Raw genomic sequence first — 18,447 nt, forward strand, 5'->3', positions numbered from 1 at the left:
GCTTTATCAGGGTCGAACCTCGGATGGAGCAAGGAGAGACACATGATCCGGTCGGCAAATCTGGGCTTCCCGCGCATCGGCGCGCGGCGCGAGCTGAAACGGGCGGTCGAAGCCTATTGGAAGGGGGCTACCGACGCTGCGGCTCTGGAAGGGACCGGCCGCGAGCTGCGCGCCCGGCACTGGCAGGCGCAGCAGGCGGCGGGGATCGACGCGATCCCGTCGAACGACTTTTCCTTTTATGACCAGATGCTCGACATGACGGCGCTGCTGGGTGCCGTGCCCGGGCGCTTTGGCCATCGGGGCGATACCGTGGGGCTGGATACGCTTTTCGCGATGGCCCGGGGCCGCGACGACGCGCCCGCGATGGAAATGACCAAGTGGTTCGACACGAACTACCACTTCATCGTACCCGAGCTGACCGACGGGATGCGCTTCGCGCTGTCCTCGTCCAAGCCCGTCGACGAGTTCATCGAGGCGAAGAAGCTGGGGATCGTCACCCGGCCGGTCCTGATCGGCCCCGTCACATGGCTGAGCCTTGCCAAGACGAAGGGGGCGGAATTCGACCCGCTCGACCTGCTGCACGGGGTCCTGCCGGTCTATGAACAGATCCTCGACGGGCTGGCGGCCGCGGGTGCGGAATGGGTGCAGATCGACGAGCCGGTGCTGGTGACGGACCTGACCGCGCGCCAGCAGGGGGCCTTTGCCACCGCCTATGACGCGCTTGCCAAGGCGGGGCCGAAGATCATGCTGGCCAGCTATTTCGGGGCGCTCGGCGACAATGCGGCGCTTGCGCTGCGCCTGCCGGTCGCGGGCGTGCATCTGGACCTGGCCCGCGCGCCCGGGCAGCTGGCCGATGTCCTGCCGCTGGCGGCGGGCAAGGTCCTGTCGCTGGGCCTGATCGACGGGCGCAACGTGTGGCGCGCGGATCTGTCGGCCAAGCTGGCGCTGGCGAAGCCTGCTTTGGCGGCTTTGGGGCCGGACCGGATCGAGGTTGCCCCCTCCTGCTCGCTGCTGCATGTGCCGGTCGACCTGGGACAGGAGGACGAGATCGACGATGAGCTGGCAAGCTGGCTGGCCTTCGCGGTGCAGAAGCTGGGCGAGGTCCGGACCCTGGCCCGCGCTTTGGGCGAGGGGCGTTCGGCCGTGGCCCGGCAGATGGCGGCTTCGGACAAGGCGTTGGCCGCGCGCCGGGCCTCGGCGCGGATCCATGACGTGGCGGTCTCGGCGCGGCTGGATACGGTGACACCGGCAGATCTCGAACGCCGGGGGACCTATGCCGAACGCCGCGCGGTGCAGGACGAAAAGCTGCGGTTGCCGGCCTTCCCGACGACCACGATCGGGTCCTTCCCGCAGACGGCAGAGGTCCGCAAGGCCCGGGCCGCGCACCGCAAGGGCGAGCTCGACGATGCGGCCTACGAGGCGTTCCTCAAGGACGAGACCCGCGCCTGCATCGCCGAACAGGAACGGCTGGGGCTCGACATGCTGGTGCATGGCGAATTCGAGCGAAATGACATGGTCGAGTATTTCGGCGAACTGCTGGCGGGCTTTGCCTTCACCCGGCATGGCTGGGTGCAGAGCTATGGCAGCCGCTGCGTGAAGCCGCCGTTGATCTATGGCGACGTGTCGCGGCCCGCGCCGATGACGGTGGACTGGTCCGCCTTTGCCCAGTCGCTGACGAAACGGCCGATGAAGGGCATGTTGACGGGGCCGGTGACGATCCTGCAATGGTCCTTCGTGCGCGACGACCAGCCGCGCGAGAGGACCTGCCGCCAGATTGCCCTGGCGATCCGCGACGAGGTCTGCGACCTTGAGGCGGCGGGGCTGCCCGCGATCCAGATCGACGAACCGGCCCTGCGCGAGGGGCTGCCGCTGCGCCGTGCGGACTGGGCCGGTTACCTGGCCTGGGCCATCGACGCCTTCCGGCTGACCGCCTCGGGGGTGCGCAACGACACCCAGATCCACACCCATATGTGCTATTCCGAGTTCAACGACATCATCGAGCATATCGCCCGGATGGATGCCGACGTGATCTCGATCGAGGCGTCGCGGTCCGACATGGAGCTTCTGCAGGTCTTCGGCGATTTCGACTACCCGAACGAGATCGGTCCGGGGATCTGGGACATTCACAGCCCTCGCATCCCGTCCGAGGCGGAGATGACCGCGCTGCTGGCGAAGGCCACGAAGGCGATCCCGGCCGAGCGCCTTTGGGTGAACCCGGATTGCGGTCTGAAGACCCGCGCCTGGCCCGAGGTCAGGGCCTCTCTTGCCAATCTTGTCGCCGCCGCGAAAGGGGTGCGGCAGGGGGCGCTTGCCGCCGAATGACCAAAGACCGGCGGCGCGGTCCCAAGCGGGCCGCGCCGTCCCGCATTCGGGTCAGCGCGCCAGCGCGGCCACCGGGTCCGCGGCCAGTGCCGACAACGCCGGCCAGTCTATGGGCTTTCCCGCGACCGGATGCCCGCCCTGAGAGTGAAAGGCCAGCCGGTCCGGCCATTCCGACAGCGGGCCGGCCGACCGGCCGCCAATCAGGATCGTCCGCCCCGGATAGTCCGCGCGCAGCCAGTCCGCCATCGCGGCGGCCCGTTTCGCGTCCCGGCTGTCGATCCCGACCCGTCCGCCATAAATGATGATGGGGCAATTGCCGGTTCCCCTCAGGCTGGATCTGAGACTCGTCACGCGCGCCCAGGCGATCAAGCGCACCGAATACCCCGCCGACCGAAGAAGATCGGTCTTCATGAGGGCGCCGGTCAGTTCCGAACACCGGTCGGGCGCCAGAACGACGGCCGAGGCGCGCGCCTCGCGTGGGTCGGCCGGTCGGCCCGCGAGCAGCATGAGCCGGTTCAGCCGGACGGTCGCCAGCGTGACTTCGAACCCGGAATAGCGACTGTCCATCCAGCCCTGCCCCAGAGTCCGGCAGACCTCGTCCACCAGGCCTGCGCGGGCGCGGGGACAGCCCAGAAACCGCTCCGGGATGGGCGGAAGGCTCTCTTCGGGCGACCGTGCCAGATGCGCCGCCAGACCCTGCGCCGTGCAGATCCCCTCGGGGTCCCGGTCGGCCCAGTGCCGGACCGCGGCGCCGTCGAAGACCCGTGCGGCCGCCCCCCTGTCCGGCGATACGGCCAGCGGCACCACGCTGCCGGCCCTTTCCCCGGCATCCAGGAATTGCATGGACCAGTCGGGAAAACGCCGCGCGTCGATCCAGCCGGCACTGAGAACACTCACGCCCTGATGGCGCGGGTCGCGCTGGATCGCCCCCATCACGGCACAGACCGCCGCTGCCGGACCTTCGAGCCATTGCAGGACCTGTCCCTGCCCGAAAAGCAGGACCCCCGTGATCCGGCTTTGCCGGTTTCGCGCCGCCGCCTGCTCGGCGATGGCCTGAAGGTCCGGCAGCCGCAGATCGTCCCGGGTCCGGCTTGCATAGGCAATTCGGAACAGCCGGCCTTCGGCGTCAGTCCGTTGAAGCTCGTCTTTCCGCACCCACGTCTTCTCCGCTCGGGGCGGGAGGGGCCGCGGCCGGGTGCGGAAACCCAGGCGGCGCGCGGCGCATCCCGGTCCCTTGCCCGTGTCCTCCGGGGCACCCCGCCCGTGTCAACACCAAGCAGATGGCAGGTCTCCTGGCTCGTGGGTCTCTGCGCTTCCGGGCCTTCCCAGGCGTCTCGCCCAGTGGCATGTCCGGAGCCGCTCGCCACATACAGTTGCGGGGGCAGCCGCGGCCTTGGGGTCGCCCCCGCTACCGCATTCCCTTTTCAGCCGCGCCTGTGAAAGACGCGGACACCATCTGGCGCCATGGTAGTTGCAAGGGCTGCCCCGTGTCGACGGAAACCTGTCTCTGCGACAACACGTTCGGCCGGACCCCAGGGGCCCGGCCGCCGGGTTTCAACGCGGGTCTATTCGGCCGCGAACTGGTTCATGGTATTGGCCGAGCCGCCCGCCTTCAGGGCACGCTCGCCGCCGACCATTTCCTTGAACGTGTCGCCAAGGTCGGACCCCACCTCGTGCTGGTGCTTGACCGCCGAGATGCCGCGCCGGATCTCTTCGCGCTGCACGGTCGCCACATAGGCCAGCATCTTGTCCTCGCCGAAATAGCCGCGGGAAAGTTCGTCCATGGACTTCGCGGTCAGGTGGAAGGTCGGCAGGGTGATGAGGTTGTGGAACACCCCCGCCCGGGTCGAGATGTCGGTCTGGAAGGCCTTCAGCCGGGCATCGGCCTCGCGTCCCAGATCGGTCTCGTCATAGTCGGGCTTCATCAGCTCGTTGCCATTTGGATAGCTGTCTTCGGAGATCGTGCCCTCGGCCAGCCATTGCGCGCGGACCTGCTTGCGCAGGTTCAGGGTCCAGTTGAAGGAGGGCGAGTTGTTGTAGGTCAGCTTGGCATTCGGCACGGCCTGACGGATCTCGTTCACCATCGAGGCGATCTCGTCCACGTTGGGGGTGTCGGTCTCGATCCACAACAGATCGGCGCCGCCCTGGGTCAGCGAGGCGATGCAATCCTCGACCACCCGCGCCCGGCCGGTGCCCTCCTGGAAGGGGAAAAGCCCGTTCGGCAGCCGCGCGGGGCGCACGAATTCGCCATCGCGGAAAAGCGCCAGCTCGCCCTCGCGGATCGGGTTCTCCTCGGTGATCGGCTCGGTCTTCAGCCACTTGATATAGTCGGCGGCCAGATCGCCCGGCTGCTGGCTGACCGGCACCTTCTGGGTGAGGCCCGCGCCAAGGCTGTCGGTCCGGGCCACGATCACGCCATCGTCGACGCCAAGCTCCTCGAAGGCCAGACGGCAGGCGCGCAGCTTCTCGATGAAATCCTCGCGCGGGACCGTGACCTTGCCATCCTGGTGGCCGCATTGCTTGGCGTCGGAGACCTGGTTCTCGATCTGCAGGCAGCAGGCGCCCGCCTTGATCAGTTCCTTGGCCAGCAGATAGGTCGCGTGTTCGTTGCCGAAGCCCGCATCGATGTCGGCGATGATGGGCACGACATGGGATTCGAAAGTGTCGATGGCTTCGATCGCGGCCGTTTCGGCGGCAGCATCGCCCGCGGCACGCGCGGCCTTGAGATCCTTGAACAGATCGTTCAACGCCACCTCGTCGGCCTGGCGCAGCGAGGTATAGATCTCCTGGATCAGGTCCGCGACGGCGGTCTTTTCATGCATCGACTGGTCGGGCAGGTGGCCCCAACGGTTCCTCAGCCCCGCGACCATCCAGCCCGACAGATAGACATAGACGCCCTTGGCCGACCCGCGCAGCCGCTTGACCGACTTGATCATCTGCTGGGCATGGAAGCCCGACCAGCAACCCAGAGACTGGGTCGATTTCGAGGGGTCGGCGTCATAGGCCGCCATGTCCGCGCGCATCACGGTCGCCATCTCGCGAGCGATGTCGAGATGGGTGTCGAAGCTGTTTTGCAGCTTCAGTTGCACGATGTCATCGACCGAGACCCCACTCGACGAACGACCGGAGGGGTAGCGGGACAGGACCTCTGCACGGAGCTCCGAATAGGTCTTTCTCTTGGTCATGATTCTTCCTTTCGACGTGATCGGTGTTCGGATTTCGGGGAGCGCGTTGCAGCGGGGCCGCAGCGACAGGGGCAGGGGCAGGGGCGGGGGAGGGGCAGTCCTCGGGCAAGGGCCCGCCAAACGGGGAGAGGATACGGATCGGGTCCATCAGTCGAGCGCATTCAGAACGGCATAAGCCGGGGTGGTGATGAAGTCGGGCAGGGTGTCGGCGGTCGCGGCGTCCTGGAAAAGCCGCGCCGCCGAGGCATAGTGGCCGCGGTGAAACCCGGTCGGGCCCAGCCGGTCGAGGATCGCGGCAATTTCTTGCTGCACCAAAGCGCCCAACCAGTCGGCATCCAGCTTGCGGTCCCCGCCTGCGGTCAACGCCACGCGCGCGCCATGCCGGATCCATTGCCAGATCTGGGCGCGGCTGATCTCGGCGGTCGCGGCATCTTCCATCAGGTTCATGATCGGCACCGCGCCCCGGCCCGACAGCCATTGCGCCAGGTATTCGATGGCGACCGAGACATTGGCGCGCACGCCCGCTTCGGTGATCTGGCCCTTGTGCGGAACCAGCAGCATCTCGGGCGCGATACGGTGTTCCTGACGCGGCTTGCGGATCTGGTTCGGCCCCGGCATCTCGGCGTCGAAGACCTGCATCGCCACCTGCACCAGATCGGGATGCGCGACCCAGGTGCCGTCATGGCCCAGCCGGACCTCGCGCTGCTTGTCCGCCCGCACCTTGGCAAAGGCCGCCTCGTTGGCAGCGGCGTCGCCCTTGACCGGGATTTGTGCGGCCATGCCGCCCATGGCATGAATGCCGCGGCGATGGCAGACCTTGACGAGGCGGGCCGCATAGGTGGCGAGGAAGGCCTCGTCCATCGTGACCGCGGCGCGGTCCGGCAGCACATAGTCGGCATGCGCGCGCAGCGTCTTGATATAGCTGAAGATATAGTCCCAGCGCCCGCAGTTCAGACCGGCGATATGGTCGCGCAGCTCCCAGATGATCTCGTCCATCTCGAAGGCGGCGGGCAGGGTTTCGATCAGCACGGTTGCCTTGATCGTGCCTTTCGGCAGGCCCACACGCACCTGCGCAAACTCGAAGACCGAATTCCAGAAGGCCGCCTCGCGGTGGCTTTCCAGCTTTGGCAGATAATAGAAGGGCCCCCGCCCGGTGGCCGCCAGCGCGCGCCCGCAATGAAACAGCGTCAGCCCGAAGTCGAACAGCGCCGCCGAAACCGGATGCCCGGCAAGCAGCACATTGGCCTCGTCCATATGCAGCCCGCGCGGCCGAACGATCAGCAGCGCCGGGTCTTCGCCCACCCGGTAGGACTTTCCGGTCCGGGGATCGTCATGGGCCAGAGAGCCGTCGCGATAATCCAGCATGTTGGCATGACCCGCGACGATATTGGGAAAGCTCGGAGCCGTCGCATCCTCGAAATCGGCCATGAAGACCCTGGCGCCGGAATTCAGCGCGTTGATCATCATCTTGCGGTCGACCGGGCCGGTAATCTCGACCCGGCGATCGGCCAGTCCCTTGGGCACCGGCGCGGCCTGCCAGACTCCCTGCCGGATCTCCTTGGTGTCTTCGAGGTAATCGGGCAACCGACCGTTGTCATAGCGATCCTGACGGCGCTGACGCGCGATCATCAGCGCATGCAGGTTCAACCCGAAGCGGCGCTGCAACTCGGCCACGAAGGCCAGGGCATCCGGCGTCAGAACGCGATCCGCGCCCGGCGCATCGCGCAGCACCAGAGGCATGGACTCGGATGGGACGTGGTGGTCGAGGGACATCGGATTCGCCTTTCTCTGAAGCATGCGGCCGTCTGAGATCTGTTATGTCACTCTAGTAATGTCATGTTCCTTGTGCATGCTGACTCTTGTGAAAACAGGTCACTGTGTCAGTAGTGTCAGTGATCTGCGGCTTGTCTTGTAAGGTTTGTCACTATGGAAAAGCGCGGCGCGAAGCTGATCATCGGCCCGAGGCTCAAGGCCCTTCGGACGTCTCTGGGCCTGAGCCAGGCACAGATGGCCGCTGAACTGGGGGTCTCGCCCAGCTACATCACCCTGATCGAATCCAATCAGCGCCCCGCTTCTGCGCGGCTCCTGATGCGTCTGGCCGAGGTCTACGATCTGAATGTTTCCGAACTGGCTCCCAGCGTCGACGCTCAGCTTGCGGCGGATTTCGCCGCGGCCCTGAAGGATCCCGCGCTCGAGGCCGAGGGCATCGGCAGATCCGAAATCGACGCCGTTCTGCAAGCGGCTCCGAAGGTGGCCGCCGCCCTTGTCCGCCTGCAGGGCAAACATGCCGAAGCAGTGATGAGATCCCAGGCAGAGATGAACCCGCTGACCGACCGGAACAAGGTCGAGGTGCTTGGCCAGATCTCGCGTCCGGTCGAAATCGTGCGCGACTGGTTCTATGCCACGCGCAACTATATCGACCGGGTCGACCGGGCAGCCGAAGCCGCCGCAGAGGACATGGACCTGCGCCGGACAGAGCCGCAGGTCGCGCTGACAGAGCGGTTGGCCGATCACGGCATCCGCATCCGAATCTTGCCCGCGGCCACCATGGGGGGAAGCCTGCGCCGCTACGATCCCCATCGCCGCGAATTGCTGCTGTCAGAACTGCTGGGGCAACCGAGCCGGCGCTTTCAGATCGGTGTGCTTCTGGCCCGCGTGGAACAGCAGGACCTGATCGACGCCGCGATCGACCGGGCCGGGTTCGACGGCGAAGACGCGCGGCGGCTGGCGCGGGTCAGCCTGGCCAACTATTTCGCGGCCGCCCTCATGATGCCCTATCGCCGTTTCCTCGCCGCCTGCGAGTCCGAGCGCTACGACGTGGAACTGCTCAGCCACCGCTTCGGCACGAGCTATGAGCAGACGGCCCACCGGATGTCGACCCTGCAACGCCCCGACGCGCGCGGCATTCCCTTCTTCTTCGTGCGGGTCGACCGGGCCGGCAACGTTTCGAAACGCTTCAGCGCCGGGCGCTTTCCGTTCTCCCGCTTCGGCGGCACCTGTTCGCTCTGGAACATCCATGGCGCGTTCGAAGCTCCTGGCCGGGTCCAGACCCAGGTCATCCGGATGCCGGAAGGGACAAGCTATTTCTCGATCGCGCGCACCGTCACACGCGCCGGCGGCACCCATGCCGCACCCGCTCCGCGGTTGGCCATAGGGCTGGGCTGCGACATCGCCTATGCGCCGCGCCTTGTCTATGCGGACGATATCGACCTGGACCGGATGCGGCCCGTCGATATCGGTCTGAACTGCTTCTTGTGCGAGCGGGACAACTGTTCCTCGCGCGCACAGGCCCCGATCAACCGAAGGCTGGCCATAAACGAGCTTGAGCGCAGCGTGGCCATCTTTCGGTTCGAGGGAGAGTAAAGCCCGCATCGGTTCCGGCATCATTCCGCGCCAGGCCGGGTTACGCGCTTGGCGCTTCCGACGACCCCGGGCTCCGGTGCCGGGGCTTATGAGACGCGCGGCGCTTATCTGGCGAAACGGATGGGCCGGTTGGCGGCACGGTCGCGGATTGGCGGTTTCCTCGATGATGGGAAGGCCGGGTTCACGACTTTGAACCGCTCCGGGTTTGGCAGAGGCTGATTGACGTTGGTTACGCGGCCAGCCGTTCAGGTTTCCCGAACCACCTCTCAACAACGCCCCCCTGTGACAACATGCTGCCAGACGGGGTTTGAATTCCTGACCGTTTTAGTAATCTTATATGCGGCAGGGGCGATCCGCCCCCCCGCATCCCCTTGATCATTCTCAGGTCCGTCCGTTGAACATCCCGCTTCCGCCCATGTCTCCCTATAAGGACGTCGCCATAGATGACGGTCCCGCTGCGCCGATTTCTCTTGAGGACATGCTCAGCGACGGGACCCCCTACACGTTCTCAGGAACAGGCGGCGGGCCGCCGGTCCAAAGACCGTGCCACCTGGCGCAGGGGCGGTATCTCTGCCGGACCGTCCGTCCCGGGGTGCAGTATATCGATTGCGATCTGGCGCTTTCGGCCTCGTTCGACATGACGACACTGTCGCCGCGCTGTCTGCGGGTCTCGGCCTTGCTGGAAGGAACCTCGGAGACCGTCATCGACGGCCGCCGCTATGTCCATCCGCAGACGGGCATCCCACAGCTTGCCGGATTGGGCCAGGAGACGCCGATCGGGTTTTCCGAACAGGATGGACAGCGCATCCGGATGGCCGGACTGACGATCACCCCGGCCTTTTTCGACATGAACCAGGAGGGCCTGTCCGAAGGGTTCACCTCGATCCGGGCCTTTCTCGACCCCGGGGTGTGGCATTGCACATTGCCAAAGGCCTGCGCCCTGCGCGAAATGCTGCAAAGCCTGAACAGGGTGCCCTATCGCGGCGGGCTGGGCGATCTGTACCGCGAGAGCCTTGCGCTTGGAATCGTTGTGGAACTTGCCGCGCATCTGTCCGGCGTCCAGCCGGTCTTCGGCCCGCTCGGGCGCGATCCGCAGCGCATCGCGCGAGACGCGAGAGCGTTGATCGACGCCGACCCGGCCGCGATCGCGTCCGTGGCAAAGCTCGCCCACGACCTTGGAACGAACGAAACGACGTTGCGCCGGTGTTTCAAGGAGGCCTTCGGCATACGCTTGTTCGACCATGTTCGCGCCAAGCGTCTGGACAAGGCGCGCGAGATGGTGCGCATGAGCACGCTGCAAATCGGCGAAATTGCTTTTCACTGCGGCTATGCCGACCCGGCGAATTTCACCCACGCCTACCGCCGCCGCTTCGGACGTAGCCCTCGCGAAGACCGGCGGTAGACGAACCGGCCCTGCAGGCGGCTTCAGGAAAAACGGCCGTGAATCATCATCGGCGCCATATTCCGGGCCACCGGCAGTTTCGCCAGAAGCGCAACCAGGCGTGCACGCTCGGGATAGGCATCGCTGTAGCTCAACGCCGCGATGATCTCCAGGCCGGGAACCTGTCCTGCCAGATCGTCCAGCCCTTTCCGGCTCAGGCCGAAGGGCATCGGCGGGGCGACATAGCCCTTGTCGATCTTCCACCCCTTCAGGGCGCGGCGCGAAAGCCAAGGCGGAATCGTGTCGAAGAAAACCTCGGCCCGAATACCGGACCCGTTGCCGGACCCGATGCCGGACAAGTGGTCCGCAATCCGTCTCAGAAGCCCCGCGGTGTCTTCCGCGGTGAAATACATCACAAGCCCGGCCGCGGTGACAAACAGGCCGCGCGAGGCGTCGACATGATCGAATATGGCGGGGTCGAGCGCCGAAAGCGCCAGTTCCTGCACTCTGGGATGCTCGGGCAGAAGCTGGCGGCGAAGCGCGATGCTTTCGGGAAGATCGACGCAAAGCCAGCGGACCTGCCCGTTGTCGACCCGCCAGAACTGTGTTTCGAGCCCCTCCCCCAGGGCCAGGACCGTCGCTTGCGGATGTACCGAAAGATAGGACCGGATCAGGGCGTCGCTGTATTTCGAGCGGACGGCGTGCCAGTGATTGACCGGGCCGAAGCGGCCGAAATCGTAGTCGATCCGGTTCAGGATCTCGACGGCCATCGGGTCGTCGAAAAAGGCCCGGTCCTGCACGGTGATCCCCGCGCGGGATTGCAACGGCCAAAGCAGCGTCTCGGGAACGCCGTCGAGCCTTGGCACGATCCGCCGGGGCATCGGGATGACATCTGTTGCCGGCATCATGGGCGCTCCTTGCTGGAAATACTGTGAAGCCGTCACAGCATCGGTTTTGCCGGGGCAGACCTGGCGAGTGTCGGGGCCTGACAGGTCTGCGCGCGCATCAGAACGTGACCGTCATGCCCACGCCAAGCACACGACCCCGGTCCTGGGTCACACCATATGCGGGGGTCGAGGTTCCGGCCGCCGTGCCGTAAGGCTGGCGCACCGTCAGATATTTCTCGTCCAGCAGGTTCCGCCCGAAGATATAGACCTGAGTATTGCCCCAATCGAAACCGACCCGGGCCGAGACCAGATTGACGGGGTCAAGCTTGCCCGCATTGGCGGCGTCGAAATAGCGCGTGCCGAGATAGGAATATCCGATCTGGGCATGGATGCGGTCAGGCGCACGCGGCCCGGTCCAGCCAAGCGCCGAGGCCGGAGCGTCATAGCCGAGGTTGAACGTCATCGACCATTCGGGCGTGTTGGGCAGGCGGTTGCCGGCGGCCAGCCCCGGATTGTTGGTGGCGGCGTCGGCGGGCACCTCGGTAATTTTGGTCCTCGTATAGGCGGCCCCGGTATCCAGGCGCCACTGATCCGAAAGCCGCCAGCCCGCGTTCAGCTCGACCCCCCGGGATTCGGCGTCGAGATTGGCGTTCGACGTCGTCAGATCGTAGTTGTAAAGCATCACCTGCTCGTCGTTCATGTCGATGAAGAAGGCAGCACCTGACAGATCCAGCCGGCCGCCCAGCAGGCTCGCACGGGTGCCGATCTCGTAGCTGAGGGTCTCGGTCGGCTTATAGCTGCTGCGCGGGATGCCATAGGCCATATAGGTGTTGTAGAACCCGTAGCCGCCCGATTTGTAGCCGCGCGAGACGCTGGCATAGGTCGAGAAATCAGGGCTCCATTCATAGTTCAGCGCTGCCTTGCCGGTCCAGAATTCGTAAGTGCTTTCATCGCTTTCCGAGAAGGACGACAGCATGCCCGAATAAACCGAATCGTAGCCGCGGGCATCGAAGGTGCCGTCGAAATCCTTTTCTTCCCGGGTCAGGCGCAGCCCGCCCGAGGCGGTCAGCCGGTCGCTCAGCGGCACGCTGACATCGCCGAAAAGCGCCGCGCCCGTCGTCACCTGACGGTAGGTCGAATAGCCTGCCTGGGTCGCCCCGTAGGCGGCGATATGGGTGTCGTTGGCCATCTCGTAGTCGTCGCGGTAGAAGACCGCGCCCGCGACCCAGCCGATCCGGTCCCCGGGCAGCGAGGAAAACCGGAGCTCCTGGGTCAGGCGGGTCTGGTCCTTGTCCCAGTCCATGAAGTTGTCGTCTCTGTCCTCGAAGGCGCTTTCCGCAAGGCCGGTGATCGCCGAGAACAGGCGGTGGTCGCCCTGATAGGAGTTGCTGGTCTGGTAAGAGTTGTACGAGGTCTGCGAAGTGAAGCTCAGCCGCTCGAAATCATGGGTGATCTTCAGCATCGCCTGGCGCGACCGGGAATCGTCGGAGGAAAAGCTCTGGGTCGCGTCGAGCGGGTCGTCATTGCCGAATTGCGGCACGTAATAGGCAGGGGTGACATCGGCATTCTCGGCCGAATAGGTAAAAAGCACGCTGGTCTCGTCCGAGGGCGTGTAAAGCAGCGACGCGCGGCCGGTGACGACATCCTCGCCGCCCAGCTCGGGTCCCGCGGTGTTCGCCACATATCCGTCAATCCCGCTGAACCGCAGGGCGAGGCGCGAACTGAGGATGCCGGGAACGATCGGCACATTCGCCACTGCTTCGGTACGGTAAAGCCCGTCGGGGCCCATCTCGGCAGTCAGCGAGCCTCCGTAGGTATCGGAGGGCAGCGCCGGCACCAGGTTGATCGCCCCGCCCGAGGTGTTGCGCCCGAACAGCGTGCTCTGCGGCCCCTTCAGCACCTCGATCTGCTCAAGGTCGAGATAGCTTGACGCGGACTGTTCCAGCATCAGCGGCGCGCCGTCGACAAAGGTCAGCACCGAGCTGTCATCGGGGCTGAGCGGCATCAGGATCGGCCCGACCCCGCGCATGGTTATGAACGAATTGGTCCGGTCGCCATAGCTGTACAAGGACGCACCGGGGATGCCGGCTGCCGCCGAGGCGCCGTCGGTGATGCCGCGGTCTTCCATCTGTTCGGAGGTGACGACCGAAACCGATCCGGGAATGTCCTTCAGCTTTTCGTCGCGCTTGGTGCCGGTGATGACGATGTCGCCGAGGAAAAAGGCATCGTCGTCCTGCGCCGCAGCAGGCACGGCCGGGGCGAATGCGAAGAAAGGGGCAAGTGCTGTCGTTGCAAGGAATCGAAGGTGCGGCCTGGCCAAAGGCGCGGCAAGAGGGCCTTGCGTCATTTAGAGGTCTCCAGTTTTCCGATCGTCGGGATGTCGGCAAAGCCGCGCCGCGCGGCGCGATGCAGGGCGAGCCCTGCTGCAAGAAGGGCTGCGGCGGCGCAGACCCCGAGAAAAACGGTCAATCCAAGCTGCACGGCGACCAATCCGGCCACGGACATTCCAAGAATGCCGACCGTCATGTCGAGGGAGGACAGGATCGCCGCCCGGCTGACCGCGTGCGGGCCGTCGCAGGCCTGCAAGATCAGGGCGCGGTACGGCACATAATAGACATACCCCGCAAGCATGAGAGCCGCGGTGATTGCGATGGCAAAGCCGCGGCCCCAGAAAAGGCCGTGCAGCAGGCTGGCGGCCGCGAACACGGCCGAAAGAAACACCATGACGGCGACCAGAGCGCCCCAGCCGCCCATTCTGGTCACGATGACCCAGCCGGCCATGGCCCCTGCAAGTCCCATCAGGTTTGCCGCCACTGCGCTGAAAAGGCCGATCTCGCCAATCTTCAACCCGGCATCCACCTGCAGAACCGGCAGATAACCCGACATCAGCCCCATCGAGCCATGCGCCAGAAGCGCCAGCAGAATGAGGGCCCGCAGCCGCGGATCGGCGAGAAACCCGCGCAGGTCATTGCGTTGAACAGCCTGTGGCGCGGCGTGATCCTTCCTGGCGGCCCCGCCCGGTCTCCGCGGCAGGATCGCGATCCCGAGCGACGGCAAAAGCGTCGCGGCCGCCAGCACCAGAACGACCGTGTGCCAGCCGTTACCGGCAAGTCCTAACCAGGCCCCAAGCCCGACAACCACCCCTCCTGCTGCCGCACCCGCCGCGCCCCAGGCCGCGACCCGGGCGCGGCCGTCGAGGTCGAGTGTGGCCAGGATATAGCCGTCAAGCGTGGTCATCCCGCTGGCAAGGATGACGAAGACCAGAAAGGCCACTCCCATGATCGCGCCGGGATGGCGGACCGGGTCGAGGGGAAGAAGCGCCAGAACCGCAAGGACCGCCAGCACCGCCAGAAGCCGCGTTGCATTCCGGTAGCGCCCCGCCTGGCCGCGCATGACGCGTTCGAGCACAAAGGCCCAGAGCCCGCGCAGCACATAGGGCAGGTAGACCAGCGCAAAGGCCCCGACCACTTCAGGCGAATGGCCCCGTTCGCGCAGCAAGGGGGGGAAGACATAGTAGAAGAACGACATCGGAACCGACGAGGCCGTCATGAAGGCAAAAACCCCCAGAAAGACCCGCCTCCGGTCCGCCTGCTCCAGCGAGCCCCCGCCCGCACCGGTACCGCCCGCACCGCTTGCGCCGGCACCCGCCGCCGCATCCATCGTGCCCGTCATCTGAGCCTCCAGCCCGCGGCCTGTTCCTGCGCGGACCACAGGCGGGCATAGAGACCGTCACTTGCCAGCAGATCTGCATGACGGCCCCGGGCCCGGACGCGGCCCCGGTCGAAGACGATGATCTCGTCCGCGTCGGCGACCGTGCGAAGCCGGTGGGCGATGACGATCACGGTGCGCCCGTCCTCCAGGGCGGCAACGGCCTTCTGGATGGCGCTTTCGGAAAGCGGGTCCATGGCAGAGGTCGCCTCGTCAAGCACGATCACCGGCGCGTCCTTCAGAAGCGCCCGTGCAATCGCCACACGCTGCCGTTCGCCGCCCGACAATGTGCGCCCGGTATCGCCCAGCATCGTGTCAAGCCCCTGCGGCAGGGCCGCCACCAGATCGTCCAGACGCGCGGCGCGGACGGCCTCCATCAACCGCGCGCCGCTTGCCTCGGGATCGCCCAGCAGCAGATTGGCCCGAAGCGTGTCGCGGAACAGATGCACATCCTGGCTGACCAGCGAGATCCGCGCCTGCACCGCGGCAGGGTCGGCCTCGATGACGTCGACATCGCCCAGACGGATCTGGCCCGCCGACAGGTCATGGAACCGCAGCAGCAGCGAGACGAGCGTTGACTTGCCTGCGCCGCTGGGACCGGCAATGGCGGTCACGGTGCCCTTCCGCGCCTCGAAGGACACGTCCGACACCGCTTCGGGCTTGCCGGGCGCATAGCGGAACGACACCTTGTCGAACTCGACATCCAAGTCGGTGCTGAAATCGCTACGTTTGCCCGCAAGCGGCGCCGTGCCGAGAAAGGCACTGATATTCTGCTCCGCCCGCACGCCCAGTTCCATCGGAAGCAATGTCTTCAGCACTCCGGCCGAGAATGTGGCCGCGGCCGCCAGCGTCAGGAACAACGCCGGGATAACCGCAACGGGATCGGCCTGCCGGAGCCCGGCGAGCTGCAGCCCCGCGACCAGAAGGATGGCAAGCGGTGCCGCAAGGGAAATCAGCGCAGCCCCCGCCTGCTGCAGCGGAATGAGCCTGGGCGCCATCGCCAGCGTCTTGTCATGCAATGCATCCACCGCCGCGCGGAAATCCTTCTGCGCCGCGCCTGAGCGCCCGAAGGCGCGAAAGACCGCGATCCCGTCGGCATATTCGCCGACCCGGAGCGTCGCCTCGGCAATCATGTCATTGCGAAGACGGATGAAGCGCGACAGGACCGGCTTGACCGCGATCATCGCCGCGACGCCGCCGCCAAGCGCCGCCAGGATCGCCAAGGCCGCAACGGGTTCGAGCCAGGCGGCGGCCCCCAGCAGAACGGCCGTCGCCACCAGACCGTTCAGGAAACGGACCAGGTAGAAGGACGAGGTTTCGTTGATCCAGCGCCCGTCTTCGGTGATCAGCGTTGCAAGCCGTGCCGGTGTCCAGCGTCCGCTCAGCGTGCCCAAGGGCACCCGGCGCATGTGATCGACGATACGGCTGCGGATCCTCTCGGAGGCATGGTTGCCCGCGCGATATCCCAGCTTCCAGGCGCGCTGGACCACGAAGATGCGCAGCACCACGGCCAGGAAACAGGCCGCCGCATAGGGCAGAATGCCAGCGATACCGGCCTGCCCCTCCGCGAGCTGCATCAATCCCAGCCCCACGGCAAGAGGCGGTGCCGCAGCCAGAAGCCCTTCCAGACCGGCGAGCAGGATCGACGCGACGTATTGCGGCCGATGCGGCGGCAAATAGGCCCAGACAAAGCGCAGCAGTTTCATTGGGCCGCCTCCGTTTGCTTGTGATCCGCGGGCCCCGCCGCATGGCGGAACGACCGGACGCTTTCATAGGCGTCCCACATGCTGGCAAAGAGACCGCCCGCCGCCACCAGATCCGCATGGCTGCCGCGCTCGACGATGCGCCCCTCGTCGAGCACGAGGATTTCGTCGACATTCGCGATGGTGTGCAGCCTGTGGGCGATCACGATGACGGTACGGCCCCGCGCCAGCCCGGCCACCGCATCCTGGATCAGCGCCTCGTTTTCCGGATCGGCAAAGGCCGTCGCCTCGTCGAGCAGCAGAACCGGCGCGTCCTTCAGGATCGCCCGGGCGATCGAAATGCGCTGGCGCTCCCCGCCCGACAGGCCAAGCCCCCTTTCGCCCAGTCTCGTTTCATAGCCCTCCGGCAGCGCCTCGATGAACTCATGCGCCCTGGCGGCGCGGGCCGCCGCTTCCACCTCTTCCATCGACGCCCCGGCCCGGCCCAGCCGGATATTGTCCGCAACCGTGCCGTCGAAAAGGAACACGTCCTGGAACACATAGGCCAGGTGCCTGTGCAGCTCTTCGGGATCGAGCTCGCGGACATCCTGGCCGCCGATGCGGATCGTGCCCTTGTCCGCGTCCTGGAACCGGCCGATCAGCCGCGCGACCGTTGTCTTGCCCGAACCCGACGGACCGACCAGCGCAAGACAGCGCCCCTCGGGAAGATGGAAACTGACCGAAGACAGGACCTCGCGCGCGCCATAGGCAAAGCCGACCTCCTCAAAGGTGATCGAGGCATCTGCAAGGGCGGGCGCTTTCGTGCCGCGGGACAGCTCCGGCACATCGCGCAGCATGTCCAGACGTTCCAGCAATTCGTGCTGGCGGAACAGGCGGTGACTGATGCCCTGGATCGCCGCGAACAGATCGCCAAACCCGTATGCCACGGCAAGGAAGGCGGCAAACACCCCGAGATCGACCCATCCCGCAGCCGTCATGATCAGGCCAGCCGAGCCCAGCAGCATCAGGTGGCTGGTCAGAAGCACCTGCGCTGCGGTCCCCGGAATGATCGCCCGTTCGAGCCACTCGTTGGACAGATCGCGCATCTGGGCGAAGGTCCGGCCCGCACGGTGGCTGGCCTGCTCATCCTGATTGAAGGCCCTGACGGTGGCGATGCCGTCGGCCATCTCGGCCGAGGTCGTGGCCATGCGCGACTGGATTTCCAGATAGTCGCGGGTCGGCTCCTCCGCGTCCTTCATCATCCGGCCCATCATCCACATGCCGACGGCCATCGGCAGGATCATCAGAACCGCGAGTTGCCAGTCGATCAGCAGCATGACTGCCAGCGTGATCAGTGGCGCGATCACCGCCGCGCTGACCTCGGGCACGAGATGCGCCATCCCGTCTTCCAGCACCTCGATCTCATCGACCATGGTGTTGCGGATTTCGCCCTTGGAGCGGCTGTCCGTGAAGCCAAGCGGCACACGCGCGAGCTTTCCGGCAAGCTCGTAGCGCAGGTCGCGCTGGGTCGCGAAGGCGACGCGGTGCGAAAGATAAGTGGACAGGCCGAAGAGAAGCTTCTCGGCCAGGACCCCGGCCATGCCGGCAAGACCCGCCAGAAGGATGGCGCTCCAATCGGCAGAGGCCGAGACGGCGCTGACCAGAACATAAGCGATCGCCAGATATGGACTGAGCGACAGGATCGCCGCCAGGGTTCCGCAAAGCACCGACAGCCAGAGCAAGCCACGCCGCCGCCGCATCAGCGCCAGCAGCCTTAGGGCGACCGGCAGCAGTTGAACCCCGTCCGCCTGCCCGCCTTTTCGGCCACCCGTCTGGCCGTCAGGATGCCCCGCCCCACCGGCGGTATCGCTTTCGTCCGCAGTCACTTTTCCGCCCCGCGCCAATTCCGACAAACTTAC

General features: G+C 66.0%; 11 protein-coding genes and 1 riboswitch. Of the genes, 3 read left to right on the forward strand and 8 right to left on the reverse strand.

Going from position 1 to position 18,447, the window contains the following annotated elements; all coding sequences use genetic code 11:
• Positions 1 to 42: 42 nt before the first annotated feature.
• Positions 43 to 2,322 (forward strand): 5-methyltetrahydropteroyltriglutamate--homocysteine S-methyltransferase, encoded by a 2,280-nt coding sequence (metE, locus tag DSD19_RS06930; protein WP_113669051.1) that lies wholly within the window; start codon positions 43 to 45, stop codon positions 2,320 to 2,322.
• A 51-nt stretch (positions 2,323 to 2,373) separates the two neighbouring features.
• On the opposite strand, the gene DSD19_RS06935 is transcribed toward metE, so the two are convergent.
• From DSD19_RS06935 to aceB, 3 genes are all read right to left on the reverse strand, one after another.
• On the reverse strand, positions 2,374 to 3,477 hold the full coding sequence (locus tag DSD19_RS06935) for a BLUF domain-containing protein (protein ID WP_165828073.1): 1,104 nt from the start codon (positions 3,475 to 3,477) through the stop codon (positions 2,374 to 2,376).
• A gap of 109 nt (positions 3,478 to 3,586) precedes the next feature.
• Positions 3,587 to 3,794: riboswitch (cobalamin riboswitch) on the reverse strand.
• Positions 3,795 to 3,887: 93 nt separating this feature from the next.
• Complete coding sequence (locus DSD19_RS06940; protein WP_075787768.1) at positions 3,888 to 5,507, reverse strand: isocitrate lyase; 1,620 nt, start codon at positions 5,505 to 5,507, stop codon at positions 3,888 to 3,890.
• A gap of 147 nt (positions 5,508 to 5,654) precedes the next feature.
• Entirely contained in the window at positions 5,655 to 7,280 is a 1,626-nt protein-coding gene (aceB, locus tag DSD19_RS06945; protein WP_113669100.1) for a malate synthase A, read from the reverse strand.
• A 153-nt stretch (positions 7,281 to 7,433) separates the two neighbouring features.
• Here aceB and DSD19_RS06950 point away from each other — a divergent pair, with 153 nt between their 5' ends.
• A complete protein-coding gene (locus DSD19_RS06950) occupies positions 7,434 to 8,870 on the forward strand; it encodes a short-chain fatty acyl-CoA regulator family protein (RefSeq protein WP_075787766.1) in 1,437 nt (478 codons plus the stop codon).
• Between the two features lie 637 nt (positions 8,871 to 9,507).
• Positions 9,508 to 10,272: an AraC family transcriptional regulator gene (locus tag DSD19_RS06955; protein WP_165828074.1), complete on the forward strand. Its 765-nt coding sequence runs from the start codon at positions 9,508 to 9,510 to the stop codon at positions 10,270 to 10,272.
• A 23-nt stretch (positions 10,273 to 10,295) separates the two neighbouring features.
• Here the strand turns inward: DSD19_RS06955 and DSD19_RS06960 are convergent, their stop codons facing one another.
• From DSD19_RS06960 to DSD19_RS06980, 5 genes are all read right to left on the reverse strand, one after another.
• Positions 10,296 to 11,156 (reverse strand): class I SAM-dependent methyltransferase, encoded by an 861-nt coding sequence (locus DSD19_RS06960; RefSeq protein ID WP_165828075.1) that lies wholly within the window; start codon positions 11,154 to 11,156, stop codon positions 10,296 to 10,298.
• Positions 11,157 to 11,256: 100 nt separating this feature from the next.
• Positions 11,257 to 13,389, reverse strand: a complete 2,133-nt coding sequence (locus DSD19_RS06965) for a TonB-dependent receptor (RefSeq protein ID WP_165828076.1) — start codon at positions 13,387 to 13,389, stop codon at positions 11,257 to 11,259.
• 92 nt (positions 13,390 to 13,481) lie between these two features.
• A complete protein-coding gene (locus DSD19_RS06970; RefSeq protein WP_113669056.1) occupies positions 13,482 to 14,810 on the reverse strand; it encodes an MFS transporter in 1,329 nt (442 codons plus the stop codon).
• The gene (locus DSD19_RS06975; protein WP_113669057.1) at positions 14,807 to 16,552 is read right to left on the reverse strand and encodes an ABC transporter ATP-binding protein; all 1,746 of its coding nucleotides are present in this window, start codon (positions 16,550 to 16,552) and stop codon (positions 14,807 to 14,809) included. Before DSD19_RS06975 ends, DSD19_RS06970 begins: the two co-directional genes overlap by 4 nt.
• Positions 16,549 to 18,414 (reverse strand): ABC transporter ATP-binding protein, encoded by a 1,866-nt coding sequence (locus DSD19_RS06980; protein WP_133260379.1) that lies wholly within the window; start codon positions 18,412 to 18,414, stop codon positions 16,549 to 16,551. The genes DSD19_RS06975 and DSD19_RS06980 overlap by 4 nt, the downstream gene beginning before the upstream one ends.
• Positions 18,415 to 18,447: the final 33 nt, after the last annotated feature.

It is taken from the genome of Rhodovulum sp. BSW8 (assembly GCF_003314725.1).
Lineage (GTDB): Bacteria > Pseudomonadota > Alphaproteobacteria > Rhodobacterales > Rhodobacteraceae > Rhodovulum > Rhodovulum visakhapatnamense.

Excerpts from the sequence above, each read along its gene's own strand:
- DSD19_RS06960 (WP_165828075.1), bottom strand. The coding sequence starts at position 11,156 with ATGCCGGCAACAGATGTCATCCCGATGCCCCGGCGGATCGTGCCAAGG.
- DSD19_RS06940 (WP_075787768.1), bottom strand. The coding sequence starts at position 5,507 with ATGACCAAGAGAAAGACCTATTCGGAGCTCCGTGCAGAGGTCCTGTCC.
- DSD19_RS06970 (WP_113669056.1), bottom strand. The coding sequence starts at position 14,810 with ATGACGGGCACGATGGATGCGGCGGCGGGTGCCGGCGCAAGCGGTGCG.
- aceB (WP_113669100.1), bottom strand. The coding sequence starts at position 7,280 with ATGTCCCTCGACCACCACGTCCCATCCGAGTCCATGCCTCTGGTGCTG.
- DSD19_RS06950 (WP_075787766.1), top strand. The coding sequence starts at position 7,434 with ATGGAAAAGCGCGGCGCGAAGCTGATCATCGGCCCGAGGCTCAAGGCC.
- DSD19_RS06975 (WP_113669057.1), bottom strand. The coding sequence starts at position 16,552 with ATGAAACTGCTGCGCTTTGTCTGGGCCTATTTGCCGCCGCATCGGCCG.
- DSD19_RS06955 (WP_165828074.1), top strand. The coding sequence starts at position 9,508 with ATGACGACACTGTCGCCGCGCTGTCTGCGGGTCTCGGCCTTGCTGGAA.
- metE (WP_113669051.1), top strand. The coding sequence starts at position 43 with ATGATCCGGTCGGCAAATCTGGGCTTCCCGCGCATCGGCGCGCGGCGC.